The organism is Pandoraea aquatica, assembly GCF_902459565.1.
GTDB lineage: Bacteria > Pseudomonadota > Gammaproteobacteria > Burkholderiales > Burkholderiaceae > Pandoraea > Pandoraea aquatica.
Genome location: NZ_CABPSN010000001.1, coordinates 1163534 through 1178955 on the forward strand (window position 1 = coordinate 1163534; position 15422 = coordinate 1178955).

The 15422-nt window shown below is 66.3% G+C and carries 8 protein-coding genes; 3 read left to right on the plus strand and 5 right to left on the minus strand.

Translation table 11 applies throughout. From position 1 onward, the window contains the following. The first annotated feature begins 24 nt into the window (after positions 1 to 24). Positions 25 to 690 carry an HD domain-containing protein gene (locus PAQ31011_RS05100; protein WP_150574734.1) on the plus strand — a complete coding sequence of 222 codons (666 nt, stop codon included), beginning with the start codon at positions 25 to 27 and terminating at the stop codon, positions 688 to 690. A 59-nt stretch (positions 691 to 749) separates the two neighbouring features. Here the strand turns inward: PAQ31011_RS05100 and panQ are convergent, their stop codons facing one another. The 4 genes from panQ to panN form a co-directional block, all read right to left on the minus strand. Beyond that, on the minus strand, positions 750 to 1847 hold the full coding sequence (panQ, locus tag PAQ31011_RS05105) for a pandorabactin biosynthesis N-acetyltransferase PanQ (protein ID WP_150574735.1): 1098 nt from the start codon (positions 1845 to 1847) through the stop codon (positions 750 to 752). A gap of 75 nt (positions 1848 to 1922) precedes the next feature. Beyond that, entirely contained in the window at positions 1923 to 2924 is a 1002-nt protein-coding gene (locus PAQ31011_RS05110) for an ABC transporter substrate-binding protein (RefSeq protein ID WP_150574736.1), read from the minus strand. Beyond that, positions 2914 to 5019, minus strand: a complete 2106-nt coding sequence (gene panO / locus PAQ31011_RS05115; protein WP_484549339.1) for a pandorabactin ABC transporter permease subunit PanO — start codon at positions 5017 to 5019, stop codon at positions 2914 to 2916. The genes PAQ31011_RS05110 and panO overlap by 11 nt, the downstream gene beginning before the upstream one ends. Further along, complete coding sequence (gene panN, locus PAQ31011_RS05120; RefSeq protein WP_150574738.1) at positions 5009 to 5902, minus strand: pandorabactin ABC transporter ATP-binding protein PanN; 894 nt, start codon at positions 5900 to 5902, stop codon at positions 5009 to 5011. The genes panO and panN overlap by 11 nt, the downstream gene beginning before the upstream one ends. Positions 5903 to 6053: 151 nt before the next feature. Between panN and PAQ31011_RS05125 the strand changes: the two genes are divergently transcribed. Both PAQ31011_RS05125 and panL read left to right on the plus strand, forming a co-directional pair. Beyond that, a complete protein-coding gene (locus PAQ31011_RS05125) occupies positions 6054 to 8678 on the plus strand; it encodes a penicillin acylase family protein (protein ID WP_150574739.1) in 2625 nt (874 codons plus the stop codon). Between the two features lie 138 nt (positions 8679 to 8816). Further along, positions 8817 to 11039, plus strand: coding sequence for a TonB-dependent pandorabactin receptor PanL (gene panL, locus PAQ31011_RS05130; protein ID WP_150574740.1), 2223 nt, complete (start codon positions 8817 to 8819; stop codon positions 11037 to 11039). A gap of 100 nt (positions 11040 to 11139) precedes the next feature. On the opposite strand, the gene PAQ31011_RS05135 is transcribed toward panL, so the two are convergent. Then, complete coding sequence (locus PAQ31011_RS05135) at positions 11140 to 15345, minus strand: amino acid adenylation domain-containing protein (protein ID WP_150574741.1); 4206 nt, start codon at positions 15343 to 15345, stop codon at positions 11140 to 11142. Positions 15346 to 15422: the final 77 nt, after the last annotated feature.

Here is a 15422-nt window from a genome sequence, read left to right on the forward strand (position 1 = left end):
AACTGTCCCCCACGGAGGTTTCTTATGTCGTCCAGCCCCTCAGTCCACACCCCGGCGAACATTGCCGGCATTGCCGTTCCCGATAGCCAGTTCGCCCGCGAGATCACGGAAATCGTTCGCGATACCGCGTCGCCGCTGCTCTTTCATCACTCAAGCCGAGTGTTCTATTTCGCCGCCCTCGCAGGACAGCATCGCGGCCTGAAGTTCGACCCCGAGCTGCTCTATTGCGGTTGCATGTTTCACGACATGGGTCTCACGCATCAGCACAGCAGTGCGTGCGAACGCTTCGAAGTCGACGGTGCCAATGCCGCCAGCGACTTTCTGAAGCGTCAAGGTATCTCGCAGCAGGAGATCGACATCGTCTGGACCGCCATCGCGCTTCACACGACCCCCGGTATCCCGCAGCACATGCATCCCGTCATCGCGCTGGTCACGGCAGGCGTCGAAATGGATGTGCTCGGGCTGACCTATGCCGAGTACTCCGACGCGGAACGCGAAGCCGTGGTGCGCGCGCACCCGCGCACACCGCACTTCAAGGAAGACATCATTCAGGCGTTCTACGACGGCATCAAGCACAAGCCCAACACCACCTTCGGCAACGTCAAGGCCGATGTACTCGCCGACAAGGACCCGCATTTCCACGCGGGCAACTTCTGCAGCGTCATCCGCCGGTCAGCCTGGGCAGGCTGAAACGACCGGATCGACCGAAGCAACACCGTGGCGGCGAAAGCACCCGCCGCCACCGAGCCTCACCACGGCGCGTACTGCTCGAACACCGTCTGACGCTCGAAGGCGATCAGCACGGCCCGCTTGTGCGGGAAATCGAACTCGCGCAGGCGCGCCGCGCCCTGCCCCTGCATATAGGCGATCCAACGGTCGTGATCAATGCGTGGCTCGCCCACGATGCGCTGCGTGCGCGGATCGTCGAGGAAGATGTAGTGGACGATAGACCGCAGCCACGCCTCGGTGCGCCCGGGTGAGCGAAAGCGCGTCGAACCCACCAGCAAATGGAAGCCACGGTCGTAGTCGGCCGCCTCGCAAAACGGCGCGATACGATCTTCCTTCGCCCAATACACCTCGAAGTAGGCGAATGGCTCGTCGTCGAAACATGCGAACAATGTGACGGTGTGCGGGTCGGCCTGCATCTTCGCCAGATACTCGGCATGTTCCTCCAACGTGCCCGTCTGCTCCCAGAAGTGCGCCACGCTGTCGAGGTTCATCCACTCGTGAAAGCGTTCGACGTCGCCCGGCTGATCAATGGCACGAAGACTGAAGCTCGTGCCGAGTCGTGCGATGTGACGCCGGTACACCTCGCCCACCGGCTTCGGCGCACGCAACGGATGCCGCTTGCCGTCCGACACACGGTACTGCTGCGCCATCCCGGCCGACGACGGCCCCTGAAGCCACTGCGCCGGATGCTGCCAGAACGTCTGACGCGACACATGCAGAACGCTCGCTCCATCGGCCTTCGAAAACTGTTCACCGACGCCATCGCGAACCGCTGCAACGAGCCAGTCCGCCAGCGCCGGGTCGGCGTCAGTCCCCGGCCACACCACGTTAGCCCGCTTGCACGCTTTGTGACGGCAGAACACCGCCGCCAGCACGGGCAGCAGCGCTTGGACCGGCAGATGGGCGTCGTGCGGCGTGCTCGCCCGCAGCGTTATCGCGTCGTCGGCTTCGCTGACCTGAAACACGGCGACGGCACGCGCATCGCACCAGAGCGTGAGGTCCTGGCCCGCGCGGGCGACGCCATCGTCCGGCCCGCTCGCGTGATACCGATGGCCGTCGGCCAGCGTGATGCCGTAGGGATCATAGAGTGCAGCGGACGATTCAACAGGGGCAGTCATTGCAATTGACACGATTCGATCTCCTCTCAGCCAAGCCGGACGCCGCCACGGCGTCCGTCAGAATTCAGGCGCTGTTCAAACGCCGGACGCAGCCCTCGCACGCATGGCCGGTGCCATCGATGCGAACGCCGCGCCGACGAGACCGGTAATCCGGTCGAGCGACACCGGCCCACCAAAGCCCCACGACGGCGGCAGAAACGCGACACGTCCGTCGCGCACGGCAGGCAACGCCCGCCAGACCGGCAGTTGATACGCGGGCGCCGCGCCGTTATCGACAACGATCAGCGACCACTCGGGATGCCGCGCCAGATCGCCCAGCGACAGATTGACCATCGACTGACGCTCGTCGAGCCACCCCAGCGCATTGCGCGCCCCCAGATGCCCGATCAGCGCGCCGATCATGTCCTTGTTGTCGTAAGCCCAGAAATTGCCACCGCCCGCGTTAGCATTGAGCAGCGCAATCGGCGCGTCGCGAAAACCATCCCGCAACGCACTCGCACGCGCCACGGCAATGTGCGCCTCGCTATCGGCGATGATTTGCGCTGCCGCGTCAGCATGCCCCGTCATGCCGCCAAGGGATCGGAAGATCGCCAGCATGCGGTCGAGCGCGTCGCCCTCGCCTTCGGCGGGCTGAACGTTGAACACAACGGTCGGCGCGATGCGCGCCAGTGCGTCGAACAACCGTTCATGCCGATACGCGTACGCGATGATCAGATCGGGACGCAACGCCGCAATCGCTTCGAGATTCGGTTGCTCTCGCGTGCCGACGGAACTGTCCGCGCTCAACCGGTCCGCACGATATTTGACCCACTGCGTGTAGCCACGCGGATCGGCCACCCCGACGGGCGTGACGTCGAGCGCCAGCAACGATTCGGTAAACAGGAACTCCAGCGAGATGACCCGGCGGGCGTTTGTCGGCAAGACGGGGGACGCGCGATTGAACAGGCCGCGATAGTTCTGCGCCTGTGCGTCGAGCGTCACCGCGCCCGTCATCGCAGCCGCGCCGGCCGCTAGGTACTTCAGGCACCGGCGACGTGACAAGTGCACAGGCACGCCGCCATAGGATTTAGCCAGCATGCGCGTGCGACCTCAGAAAAGTGCGGGAGAGCAGCCAAAGGAAGAGCGGTGTGCCCACGGCGGCGGTGACGATGCCTAGCGGCAAATCGAGCGGTGCGAACAACGTCCGGCCGAACAAATCGGCCACGCCGAGCAACAACGCGCCCACCAGCGCAGCCGTGACTATACGGTCGCGGGTGCCCGTCAACGGCAGCGAGCGCAACGCATTCGGGACGATCAACCCGACGTAGGCCACCGGGCCGACGGTCGCCACCGCCGCCGCTGCCATCGCGCTCGCGAGCACCAGCAATCCGAGACGCGCACGCACGACCGGCACACCCAGCGCTTCGGCCGTCTCGTCGCCGAGACTCAACAGATCGAGCCAACGCCCCGCATACACCGCGAGCGGCAGACAAATCACCAGCCACGGCAGCAACGCCCGTACGCCATGCCACGATTGCCCGTAACTGCTACCGACGAGCCATACCAACGCCTGCGTGGCATGCACGTGGAATTGCAAGACAAGCAGGTTCGCCAGCGCCGCGAGCAGACCGGCCAGCGCCATGCCCGTCAGGATCACCCGCATCGGCGCAAGGCCCCAGCGTGCGTTCACGCCGAGCACAATCGCCAGCACACCGGCACTCGCCGCCCACGCGGCGGGCATCGACCAGCGTGCCGCGGCATCTGGCGACACCAGCAGCAGCGCAAGCACCGCCAGCCCTGCCGCCTGATTCACGCCCAGAAGCTCCGGCCCGGCGAGCGGATTCCGGCAAGCGCCCTGAAGCAACACACCGCTACCTGCCAGCAATGCGCCAGCGCCCATCGCGATCAGACTGCGCGGCAGACGCAGGTCCACCAGCATGCCTGCCGCCGTGTGCGGATCGAAAACGTCGCGCCATTGCCATGCCGACGGCCACGACAGCACGCCCATCGTCAGCGTCAGCCCGGTGACGGCGACCAGCGCGACGACCACCAGCGCCGCGATCATCGCCATCGGCCGCCGGTTCGACGCCCGATGTCCGGCAGCCATCGGGGCGGTCATTTCCGCAGTACTCGCAGGCAGGCCGTAGCGAAGCAACAGCAACAGCACGGGCGCGCCGATGACAGCGCTCATCACCCCGACCGGCAGCGCGCCGAACGTCACCAGCGCACGCGCAATGGCATCGGTGACGATAAGCATCGCGCCGCCCCACAACGCCGAGAGCGGAATCAGCCATGCCGGGCGGTGAACCCCCATCAGCCGCACCAGATTCGGCGCGGCCAGCCCGACGAAGCCGACCGGCCCCGCCAGCGCAATCGCAATCGCGGACAGCACGGCCGCGAGCAGAATCGTCCCCACGCGCACCGCACCAACGCGCTGCCCCAACGCCGACGCCTGTGCTTCGCCGAAGCGCGCCAGCCCGAGCGGATGCAGCAACGCCAGCAAGGCCACCCCCGCCGGAAGCAGCAACCACATCGCCTCGTCGGCACCGCGTTTGCCGAACTGCTGCAACGACCCGGTGCTCCACTGCACGACGCCCACGGCCGCACGCGTGTACAGCGTCAACGCGACCATGCACAACGCCGAGAGCGCGAGCGCATTCGCCGCCCCGGCCAATGTGAGACGCAGCGGCGTTGTGCGCGTGCCGCCCGCCAGCGCAAACGTGAACAGCGCCGCCAGCACGCCGCCCGCCAGCATCATCGGCAACACGGCGAGCCCCGGCACGAGCAGCGCGACGATCAACCCCATCTGCGCCCCCGCCGACACGCCGAGCAATTCGCCGGACGCGAGCGGATTCTGTGTGATGGTCTGGAGCAACGCACCGGCGATTCCAAGGCACGCGCCAGCCGCCAGCCCGGCGCGAATCTGCGGCATCCATGCGTCCACGAACAGCAACCAGCCGAGCGTTGCATCGCTGTTCATGCCGCTCAGACCGCCTTGCATCGCCTGAGCGACCGTGCCCACGCCCGGCCATGCGTCGTTCGCGATCGCATGGACGACGATGGCGAACGCGAGCGCCAGCCATCCCCCCCACAACGCCCTTGTGCGGCGCGCGTACTGGCGCGGTGCGGCGTGCGCGGGCACCGTGAGGCGTCGCGCGAAGTGTAAGGTCCCCACCGTTCGCTCAGCCGCCATGTCCACCACCATTCGAGCCACCGACCTCAACCGGCTCGCGAATATCGCGAATGTCACGAACGCCACCCTGCCCGCTCAGCACCGGCAAGCACATCGGCAGGCCCTGAAAGTCGATGCGTTGCATCGGTGTGGCGAACACCGCCATGAGACGGTCCGGGTCCATCGTCTCGTCCGGCGTGCCGGAGAAGACGAGCTTGCCGTCGCGCATGAGCAGCATCGCGTCGGAAAAGGCGGCGGCCTGATTGAGGTCGTGCAGCACCCACACGACGGTCATGCCCGTCTCGCGATTCAGCTCGCGAATACGCGCAAGAATGTCGATCTGATGGCGCACGTCGAGATACGTCGTCGGCTCGTCGAGTAACAGCACGTTGCCTTCCTGCGCCAGCGCCATGGCGATGAACGCGCGCTGACGCTCGCCGCCGGACAGCGCCGTGACGTCGCGTGTGCACAGCGTGTCCAGCTCCATGAGATGCAGAGCGCGTTCGATGGCGAGGTTGTCGCGCTCGCCGAGGCGTCCGCCCATGCCCGTGTGGCTGTAGCGACCGCAGGCGACGAGTTCGGCGACGGTCATGCCGAACGGCATGCCGAACGGCATGCCGGGGGTCTGCGCGAGCAGCGCGATGCGACGCGCACGTTCGCGCGCACGCAGCGAGTCGAGCGGCGTGTCGTCCAGCCATACGCGACCGGAAACAGGTTTTAGCAGGCCGCCCAGCGTGCGCAGCAGCGTGCTCTTGCCGCAGCCGTTCGGGCCGCACAGCGCGCTCACACGGCCCGCGGCGAAGGTCACGTCGACCTGAGTGAGGACGTTGCGTGCGCCCACGGCAACATTAAGGCCTTCCGCGCGCAACGACGCGCCTGCGGCAGGCGTCAGAGATTCGGTCATGTTGGATGCCGGCCTGGCGGCTGCTGGGCCGGTTGAATTACGGGTATCGGGCACCAGTCGTCTCGACGGCCGGCGTGAGCGCGCGCCGCCTAAACTCCGGAAGTAGTGGTTCGTCGCTCAAAAGACGTATCACCAACCGGCATATTTACCCATGTCCCGATCGCCCCAGCCGTCGCGCCTGTTTCTTGCCTGCTCTGCCCGTCCCGCCTTACCTGCTCTGCTTTCCTCCGCGATGACGTCTAGCCGCCTGCGAACCGCGCTGGCCGTCATGACCCTGTGCCTTGCAGCATGCACGTCACCGAATTCCCCGACACATCAGGTCGCCGAAGCCCCCAAAACCTCGGAATCGCGCGCCCCAACCATTACCGCGCATTACAACGCCGACGTGCGTCGCACGACCGACGGCACCGCCCACGTCCGTGCCGAGAACTGGGGCGGACTGGGCTACGGTTTCGGTTACGCACAGGCGCAGGACAATCTCTGCACGCTCGCCGAGAGCATCGTGACGTTTCGGGGCGAGCGCTCGCTCGCCTTCGGGGCAGACGGACGCGTTGCTGTGCGCGCAACCTTCGGCCAGCCGAACAACCTCGATGCGGACGTCTTCTTTCGCCTGACGTTCGACGCGGCCACCCTCGACCGGTATCGCGCTGCCCAGTCGCCGCGTGGACGTGAGCTGGCGCAAGGCTTCGCGGCCGGTGTCACCCGCTATCTGCAAGACGTGCGCGCGGGCACCGATGCCGGTAGGCACACCGCCTGCCGCAACGCCGACTGGGTGCGGCAGCTAGGCACGGTGACGGAGGACGACGTCTACCGCCGCCTCTACGCCGCCACGCTCGCCGCGAGCGCCGCCACGCAGATCACCGCCATCGCGACGGCCCGGCCGCCGTCAGCCAGTGCGGCGATCAATGGTCGACCCCGCCCGGCGCGCAAGGTCGCGACATCGTTGCCCGCCACCGCGCCCCCGATGTCGCTGGCGTCGATCAACGATGCAGGCGTCGGCAGCAACGCGTTTGCCTTCGGGGCGTCGCTGAGCGCCGACGGTCAGCCGATCCTGTACGGCAGCCCGCACTGGTACTGGGAAGGCCCCGACCGGCTCTACCCTGCCCATCTCACGATCCCCGGCCAGTTGGACGTCTCGGGCGTCGGCATGCTCGGCGCGCCGTTCGTCATGATCGGCTTCACGCAGGACGTCGCCTGGACGCATACGGTCTCCAGCGCGCGACGCTTCGGTCTGATCGCCCTCACGCTCGATCCGGCCGACCCGACCCGCTACCGGATCGACGGTCGCACCGAAGCCATGCAGCGCGTGTCCGTGGCGGTCCCCGTGCGTGACGCGCAAGGCAAAGCATCGACCATCCCACGAACGCTGTATCGCACCGCAGACGGACCGGTCGTCAATCTCTCGCCCATGTCGCCAGCGCTGGGCTGGACGACGCGTCAGGCGCTGGTGCTGCGCGACGCCAACGCGAACAACTTCGGCCTGCTCGACCACTATCTGCGCATGGCGCAGGCCGACTCGCTCGACGCCTTCGCGTCCGGCATGCGCACCGACGCGGCCAATCCGTGGGTCAACACCGTGGCCATCGGCCGACGCGACCCGCGTGTGTGGTTCGGCGACATCGGCCCGGTGCCGGGCGTGCCGGACACGTTGTCGGCCGCTTGCACCGCCAAGCCCGCAGGACTGGCCTTCGCGAAGGCCGCACCGGGCCTGCCCGTGCTCGACGGCAGCCGCAGCGCCTGCGCATGGCAAACCGCGCCGGACAGCCCGTTGCCGGGCACGCTGGGCCGCCACGAGATGCCGGACATCATGAGCGACACGGTCGTCGCCAACATGAACGACAGCGCGTGGCTGGCCGCGCCGGACGCGCCACTCTCCCATCTCAGTAGCGTGCTTGGCCAAAGCAACGCACCGCTCTCGCTGCGCAGCCGCGCGGGCCTGCAACGCATTGCCGCCTTGCGCGCCGCCGGTCCGGTCACGACGCAGGCAGTGCGCGAGTCCGTGCTGCGCGCCGATCCGTTGTCCGCTGACCTCACTCGCCAGTCGTTCCTCGCGCGAGTGTGCCCATCGGCGCCCGGGCGCAAAAACCAACGCTTCGACGTGCGAATCACGCAAGATCCGCTCGACGGCAAGCCGTTGAAGTCGCCACAGACCGTCGATCTCGCACCGGCCTGCCGGGTGCTGGCCGCATGGGACGGCACGGGAGACCGCAGCGCCAGAGGCGCGAACTTGTGGGATGCCGTCTGGATCCGGCTCGCGGGCGTCGATGCCACCGGTCGCCGGGCGTTTGCCGAGCCGTTCGATGCGACGCGGCCCGTGGCGACGCCCGCCGGACTCGCCGCAGACAGCGCGTCGCTCGCGCAAGTGCTGGGCGCGGCCGTGCTGGAGATGCAACGCATGGGGCTGGCGCTCGACAGCCGACGTGACGAAGCGCTCTTCGCCACCCGTGGCGGACGTCGCATCGGTCTGTCGGGCGGCTGCGACATCGCGGGCTACTTCTCAATCATGTGCGCCGACGCTCGCATGGGCACCGATCGCTATGGCATGGACACGGCACCACGCGGCGATACCTATCTCCAGGTGGTCTCGTTCCCCGACGATCCGGCGCGACGCGTCGCTGCCGCCACCCTCGACGCCTCCGGCCCTGCGGACGACCGCGCCGATCCGCGCAACGCGACGGCCTTGCAAGCGTGGGCCGACAAACGCTGGCAGGCTGCGCCGCTCACCGAAGCCGACGTGGCAGCGGCCACCGTCAGCGTGCTGCATCTGTCGCAATGAGGCGCGCTGCATGACAGGTTGATGTTGGCCCCCTAAATATCCGGCAAGTTGGTTCGTCCACTACTCGATAGGTGCCGTCGCCCGGGGATTCGAGTGCGCACGTCGCCTCAGTCTTCGATAAAAACCTAGGAGTCTTAGATGAAGCACTACGGGAGCGCACGTGGCCGGGGGGCCAGTCGCCTGCAATCGATCCATCGCCCGATCCGCCCAATTCACCGTCACATCGCGCTGGCAGCCAGTCTCGCCTTCGCGCCGCTGGCTTTCTCCCACGGCGCTTGGGCGCAGACGAGCAGCCAGCAAGGCGACGTCGCCCTCTCGCCCACACAGGTGAGCGCCGAACGTGCGCCGGAGAACGGCGCAGGGCCGGTCGACGGTATCGTCGCCAAGCGCAGCACCACGGGTACCAAGACGGATACCCCGCTCATCGAGAATCCGCAGTCGGTGTCGGTTATTCCCAAGGAGATGATTCAGGATCTGGGCGCGCAGTCGGTCAGTCAGGCCATGCGCTACAGCGCCGGCGTGCTGCCCGACAACGCAGGCTTCGAGACGCGCTTCGACTGGATCAACATTCGCGGCTTCTCGGCGTCCACGCTGGGCCTGTTCATGGACGGCACGCGCCTGCAATCGGCGACCGAATTCCAGCTGGACCCCTACGGCCTCGAGCGCATCGAAATCCTGCGCGGACCGTCGTCGGTGCTGTACGGACAGAACACGCCCGGCGGCCTGATCAACATGGTCACGAAGAAGCCGCTGGAAACGCCGCTTCACGAAATCCAGCTCTCGGCCGGTTCGTTCAAGAACAAGCAGGCGGCCTTCGACTTCAGCGGACCGCTCGACGCTGATGGCAAGGTTCTCTACCGCCTCGTCGGCCTGTTCCGCGACAGCAATACGCAGGTCGATTACACGCCGAACGACCGCATCTACATCGCACCGTCGCTCACGTGGAAGGCCAGCGACAAGACCACGATCACGTTCGAAGCCAGTTACCAGCGCGACAAACTCGGCTTCGGCCAGTTCCTGCCTGCTTCCGGCACGGTGCTGCCGAACCCGAACGGCCAGATTCCGGTCGGCCGCTTCGTGGGCGATCCGAACTACGACAACATCAAGCGCGAGCAGGTCTTCGCCGGTTATCAGCTCGAACATCGCTTCAACGATCAGGTGACGTTCAAGCAAGCCGCGCGTTATTCGTACTTCGACTACAAGGTCGACACGGACGCCTACGGTCTGGGCTTCGCGCCGGGCAGCACACGACTGATCAACCGCTTGCCGTTTGCCGACTATCGTCAGACGGACGTGCTCACCATCGATAACCAGTTGCAGACGAAATTCACCACGGGTCCGCTCTCGCACGTAGCGCTTTTCGGCTTCGACTATTACTACTACAACGAGCATCGCAGCATGCGTCAGGGTGTGGCGAGCGCGGCGAACCAGCTCGACATCTTCTCGCCCAACTATGGTGCGGCCGTGTTCGGTCTGACGCGTCAGGCATTGGACAACGACTCGCGCTTCACGCAAGGCGGTCTCTACTTCCAGGACCAGATCAAGTACGAGAAGTGGTTGCTCACGCTGGGCGTGCGTCAGGACTGGGTGGCACAGAACGTCTACAACCGGCTGACGAACCGCTCGTCGAATCAGTCGGACCAGCAGGCGACCTATCGTGCCGGCCTGACGTATCTGTTCGACATGGGGCTGGCGCCGTACTTCAGCTACTCCGAGTCGTTCCAGCCGAACATCGGTGTGGACCGCCTCGGCAACCAGTTCAACCCGTCGAAGGGCAAGCAGTATGAAATCGGCGTGAAGTATCAGCCGAAGGGCTACAACAGCTTCATCACGCTGTCGCTGTTCGACATCCGCATGACGAATGTGCTCACGCCCGATCCGGTCAACACGGCATTCTCGACTACGACGGGCGAGCAACACTCGAAGGGCTTCGAACTCGAAGCGGTCGGCGAAGTCACCGACAACCTGAAGGTGATCGGCTCGTACACGAACACGAACATCACCAACTCGAAGACCACCGACCCGACGCTGCTGGGCAAGGTACCGCCGCAGCAACCGCGCACGGCCGCCGCGCTGTGGGCCGACTACACGTTCCACGCGGGTGTACTCAAGGGTTTCGGCTTTAACGGTGGCATTCGCTACGTCGGACCGACCTTCATCGACGCGACCAACACTGCCGGACAAGCACCGTCGCGCACGCTGGTCGACCTGGGCCTGCACTACCAGTTGGACAAGCACTGGCGCTTCCAGCTCGACGGCAGCAACATCTTCGACAAGACCTACGTCGTGTGTGTGACGACCGCCCAGTGCGCCTATGGTGCACGCCGTACGATTCTCGGGACGGCGAGGTATAGCTGGTAAGAGAAGTGGTCAGACGTTCAAGTTGGACGTCTGACGTGTCGAAAAAAAGCGAGGCCATTGAACCGGCCTCGCTTTTTTTTGTGACGTCGCCACCGCGATCTCAAGCGGCGACGCTCACCCCAGTAGTACTCACTTCGCTCACCTCCCGCATCGACCGGGCAACATCATCGATCCACGCCTTCGTGCGGGGCAGTTGCATGTGACTCGACGCGACCGTGCCCTCGTACACCGGTACTGTCCCCATCGCACGCGACAGCCGTTCGCGGTCGTCCGACGCACGTCGCTCGACCCACCACGCATGTACGGGCACCACGGCCGGCCGCAGACGGTGAACGTCTGCCAGCGAGCGCAAGTGCGCCGTCACCCGGAACATGTGCGCGAGCTCGTCGCGACCGAGCGACGCGTAATCGCCCTTAGCGGCCACCGGCGCACCGCCCTGCCCGTGCATCGTCAATGCGGCGTCGACGGCGGCCGCCAGTACGCCTTCATCCAGCGGCTTCCCGGCATGCGGTGCGAGCGACGCGCGCAGTTTCGCCGCATCGACCTGCGGCAGGATCGTGACGAGATAGTCGAGCAGATCGCCCGTCCAGTCGCGCGACGAGGCGACGGATGACGCATCGTCTTGCTGCGTCGGCACGAACGTATCCGCCAGCCCGAGGAACGCTACCGTCTGGCCGCTGGCACGCAGACGCTCGGCCATCGCCATCGCAATCGGTCCACCGAGCGACCAGCCGAGCAGGTGATACGGCCCGTTCGGCTGTGCGGTGCGCACGGCATCGACATATCGTCCCGCCATTTCATCGAGCGACGTGTCTGACCATGCCGGATCGAGCAACATGCGCGACTGAATGCCGATCACCGGGCGTTCGTCGGCCAATGCCTGCGCAAGCGGACGATAGTCGAAGACGGTGCCCACCGCCGGGTGAACGCAGAACAGCGCGGGCGCCGCCGACTGGCTGGCATTCAACCGCACCAGCAGCTCGCCACCGGCCGATGGCGTGGCGTCCGAAGGCGTGAGCGCGGCCGCAAGGCGCGCCACCGTGCCGTGCTGCATCAGTTCGCGCAGACTGACCTTGAGCGGCGGCGTCCCGCGCTTAAGGCGTGCAATTACCTGCAACGCCAGAATCGAATCGCCGCCGATCTCGAAGAAGTTTGCGTCGCGGCTCACGTGATCCGTCTTCAATACCGCTTTCCAGACGTCCGCGATGCGGGCTTCGAGCGCCCCGATCTCGCCAGACGGTGCGGTCAGTGCCTTCGCGTCTGCGACGGACGTGTCGGTCGATATCGCCGCCAGCAACGCGCGACGGTCCACCTTGCCGTTCGCCGTGAGCGGAAGTGCGGCCAGCCGCACGAGCCGCGACGGCACCCACGCCGACGGCAAGGCCGAGGTGAGCGCTGCCTTCGCGTCGGCCTCGGTCAGCTCCCCCGTGTAGCCAGCGAGCAATTGCGATTGGCCGCGCGCGTCGCGTGCCACGAGGACGACGGCATCCTGCACACCGCCCAGCGCACGCAGCGCATGCGCCACCTCGCCCGGCTCCACGCGATAGCCACGAATCTTCACCTGATCGTCGGCGCGTCCGAGATAGACGATTTCGCCGTCTGCACGCCGCTTCACACGATCGCCCGTGCGATACATCCGCGCGCCCGGACGCCACGGATCCGGCACGAAGCGCTCCGCCGTCTTGCCCGGCTCGCCGAGATAGCCACGCGCGAGTGCGACACCGCCGATGTATAGCTCGCCGCTCACGCCGGGCGGCACCGCGTTGAAGTCGTCGTCGAGTACGTAGGCACTCACGTTCGGTAGCGGCATGCCCACGGGCAATAACACGTCGTTCGATACCGAGCGGTGAGTGAGCACGCCCACAGTCGTTTCCGTCGGTCCATAGTGATTGAGTACGCGCAGCGCTGGACGATGGGTGTGCAGCAACGTCAGCAACTCGGCATCCGCCGCTTCCCCGCCCACGATCAGCCAGTCGTGCGGCAGCACGTCCGGCCCTGCGGCCAGCATCAGCCCCTTCAGATGGCTCGGCACGATCTTCGTCGCCCCGATGCGGCGCTCGCGCATCCATTCTGCGAAGCGTCCCGCGTCGAAGGCATCTTCCGGCGGCATGAGATGCAGCGGCCGTCCCATCGCGAGCGCGCCGAACAGCACCGTGTGCCCGAGATCGGCTGCGACGGTCGAGACCATCGCCATCCCGGCGTCTTCCGGGAAATCATGCAGTTGGGACGTCACGCCCTGCACGTAGTTGTGCAGCGCCCCTCGGCTCACCACGACGCCCTTCGGCTGTCCGGTGGACCCCGAGGTGTAGATGACGTAAGCCGCCTGCGCCGGATGCACGCTGCGATTGACGAAGCGCACCTCGTCTCCTGCCAGCACATCGACGATGGCCAGCGTCTGGCAGCCGTCAACCTGAGGGACCGACGCAACATCGGGCGCGACGACCAGCGCCTTCGCGCCGCTCGCTGCGATCAATTGTGCGAGACGCGCGGACGGTTGCGTCGGGTCCAGCGGCACGTAAGCCGCGCCCAGCTTCCATACACCGAGCATCGCGGCGACCCAACCGGCGCTGCGCGGCATTAACAGCGCAACGCGATCCTCCGCACCGACGCCCCGCGTCGCAAGCGCCTGCGCCACACGATTGGCATGCGCGTCGAGCGTGCGACGCGACCACGCGCCATCCCCGCCTTCGACGGCAAGCGCGTCCCCCTGCTGCGCGACGCGCGACGCCCACGTTTCCATCCAGTCGCGCGTCTCCCATACGCGCCGCTCACCGTCGGTCGTGACCGGCACGTCGGCGTTCAGTGCAATATCGGCGAGCCGGTCGTCCGGTGCCTGCGCCAGTTGTGCGAGCAGACGACGGAACGCGCGCGCCAGCGGCTCGACCGTCGATGCGTCGAACAGGTCCGTGGCGTACGTCAGCGCGATCTGCAACGTGTCGCCGCGCTCCAGCGTGTCGAGCGAGAGATCGAAGTGCGAGCTTTGTCCGGCGACGACCACGGGCTCAATGCGAAGACCCGCCACCTCCGGTACGGCGTCGCGCGCAATCTCGTGATTGAATTTCGCCTGAAACAACGCGTTGACGGACGCGTCGCGCGCCGGTTGCAGCGCTTCGACAAGCTTGTCGAACGGCACATCGGCATGCGCTTGCGCTTCGATGGCCCGCGCGCGCATCGTCGCGACAAGTCCGCCGAAGGATGCCTTCGGATCGAGCGGCACACGCATGACCTGCGTGTTGACGAAGAAGCCGATCAGCGGCTCCGTTTCCAGCTTCGCGCGCCCGGCGACCGGCACACCAACGCAGACACTGCGAACACCGGCAATGCGTCCCAGCCACACGCCATACGCCGCGAGCAACACGGTGTAGAGCGTGGTGTCGTGAGTACGCGCCAACTCACGCAGCCGTGCGGTGAGCGGCGCGTCGGCGTCCATGACATACGTCGCGCCGCGTCCGCTCGGCACGGCCGGGCGCGGACGGTCCGTCGGCAAAGGCAAGATGGGATGTTCGTCGCCGAGCTGCGCACGCCAGTAGTCCAGTTGCCGCTCCAGCTCACCGGCTTCCAGCCAGCCGCGTTGCCAGATGGCGTAGTCGGCGTACTGCACTGGCAACTCGGGCAGCGCTGCGACGTGAGTCTCTGCTTCGCCGGCACCGATGAACTGCGCGTAGCCACGTGTGCATTCCTCCACCAGACGCGTCATTGACCATGCGTCCGCCACGATGTGATGCAGCGTGAGCAGCAACACGTGTTCGTCGGCCGCCACACGAATCAGTCGCGCGCGCATCAGCGGCGCGACGTCCAGCGCGAAGGGACGTACCGCCTCGTCCCGCGCGCACGCTTGCACTCGCGCGTCCTGATCCGCGACGGTCGTGCCATCGCTTTGCCAGTCTTCGTAGTCGATGGAGAACGGCACGTCATCATGTACGCGCTGCACGGCCCCGTTCGGACCTTCGTGAAAGCTGGTGCGCAGCGCTTCATGGCGTGCGACGATGGCCGCGAAGGCTTGCGACAGCGCTACAACGTTCAGCGTCCCTTTCAATCGCACGGCCGCAGGAATGTTGTACGCGCCCGTGCCCGGATGCAGTTGCTCCACGACCCACAGGCGTTGCTGCGCGTACGACAACGGCGCGTCGGCCCCGTCACGCAGGCCGCCCGGAATCGGCAGACTGGCCAGATCGACGCCCTGCTCACGAGCGCGCGACTGAAACACGCGACGCTTGTCGCCGGGCAAGGCGAGAAAGCGTCGCATCAGTGCCGAGTCGTCAGCCTTGGGGACATTGGCCACGTTGGCCGAATTGGCGAGAGACATCGCGAAATCCTTCTATCGAACCATCAGAAATCGAATGGAGATGGCCTCGCGTTGTACATGTCGCGGCAAGCGAGCAT

Bases quoted from the DNA above. Each gene is read 5' to 3' on its own strand.
- PAQ31011_RS05100 (WP_150574734.1), top strand. From the start codon at position 25: ATGTCGTCCAGCCCCTCAGTCCACACCCCGGCGAACATTGCCGGCATT.
- panQ (WP_150574735.1), bottom strand. From the start codon at position 1,847: ATGACTGCCCCTGTTGAATCGTCCGCTGCACTCTATGATCCCTACGGC.
- PAQ31011_RS05110 (WP_150574736.1), bottom strand. From the start codon at position 2,924: ATGCTGGCTAAATCCTATGGCGGCGTGCCTGTGCACTTGTCACGTCGC.
- panO (WP_484549339.1), bottom strand. From the start codon at position 5,019: ATGGCGGCTGAGCGAACGGTGGGGACCTTACACTTCGCGCGACGCCTC.
- panN (WP_150574738.1), bottom strand. From the start codon at position 5,902: ATGACCGAATCTCTGACGCCTGCCGCAGGCGCGTCGTTGCGCGCGGAA.
- PAQ31011_RS05125 (WP_150574739.1), top strand. From the start codon at position 6,054: ATGTCCCGATCGCCCCAGCCGTCGCGCCTGTTTCTTGCCTGCTCTGCC.
- panL (WP_150574740.1), top strand. From the start codon at position 8,817: ATGAAGCACTACGGGAGCGCACGTGGCCGGGGGGCCAGTCGCCTGCAA.
- PAQ31011_RS05135 (WP_150574741.1), bottom strand. From the start codon at position 15,345: ATGTCTCTCGCCAATTCGGCCAACGTGGCCAATGTCCCCAAGGCTGAC.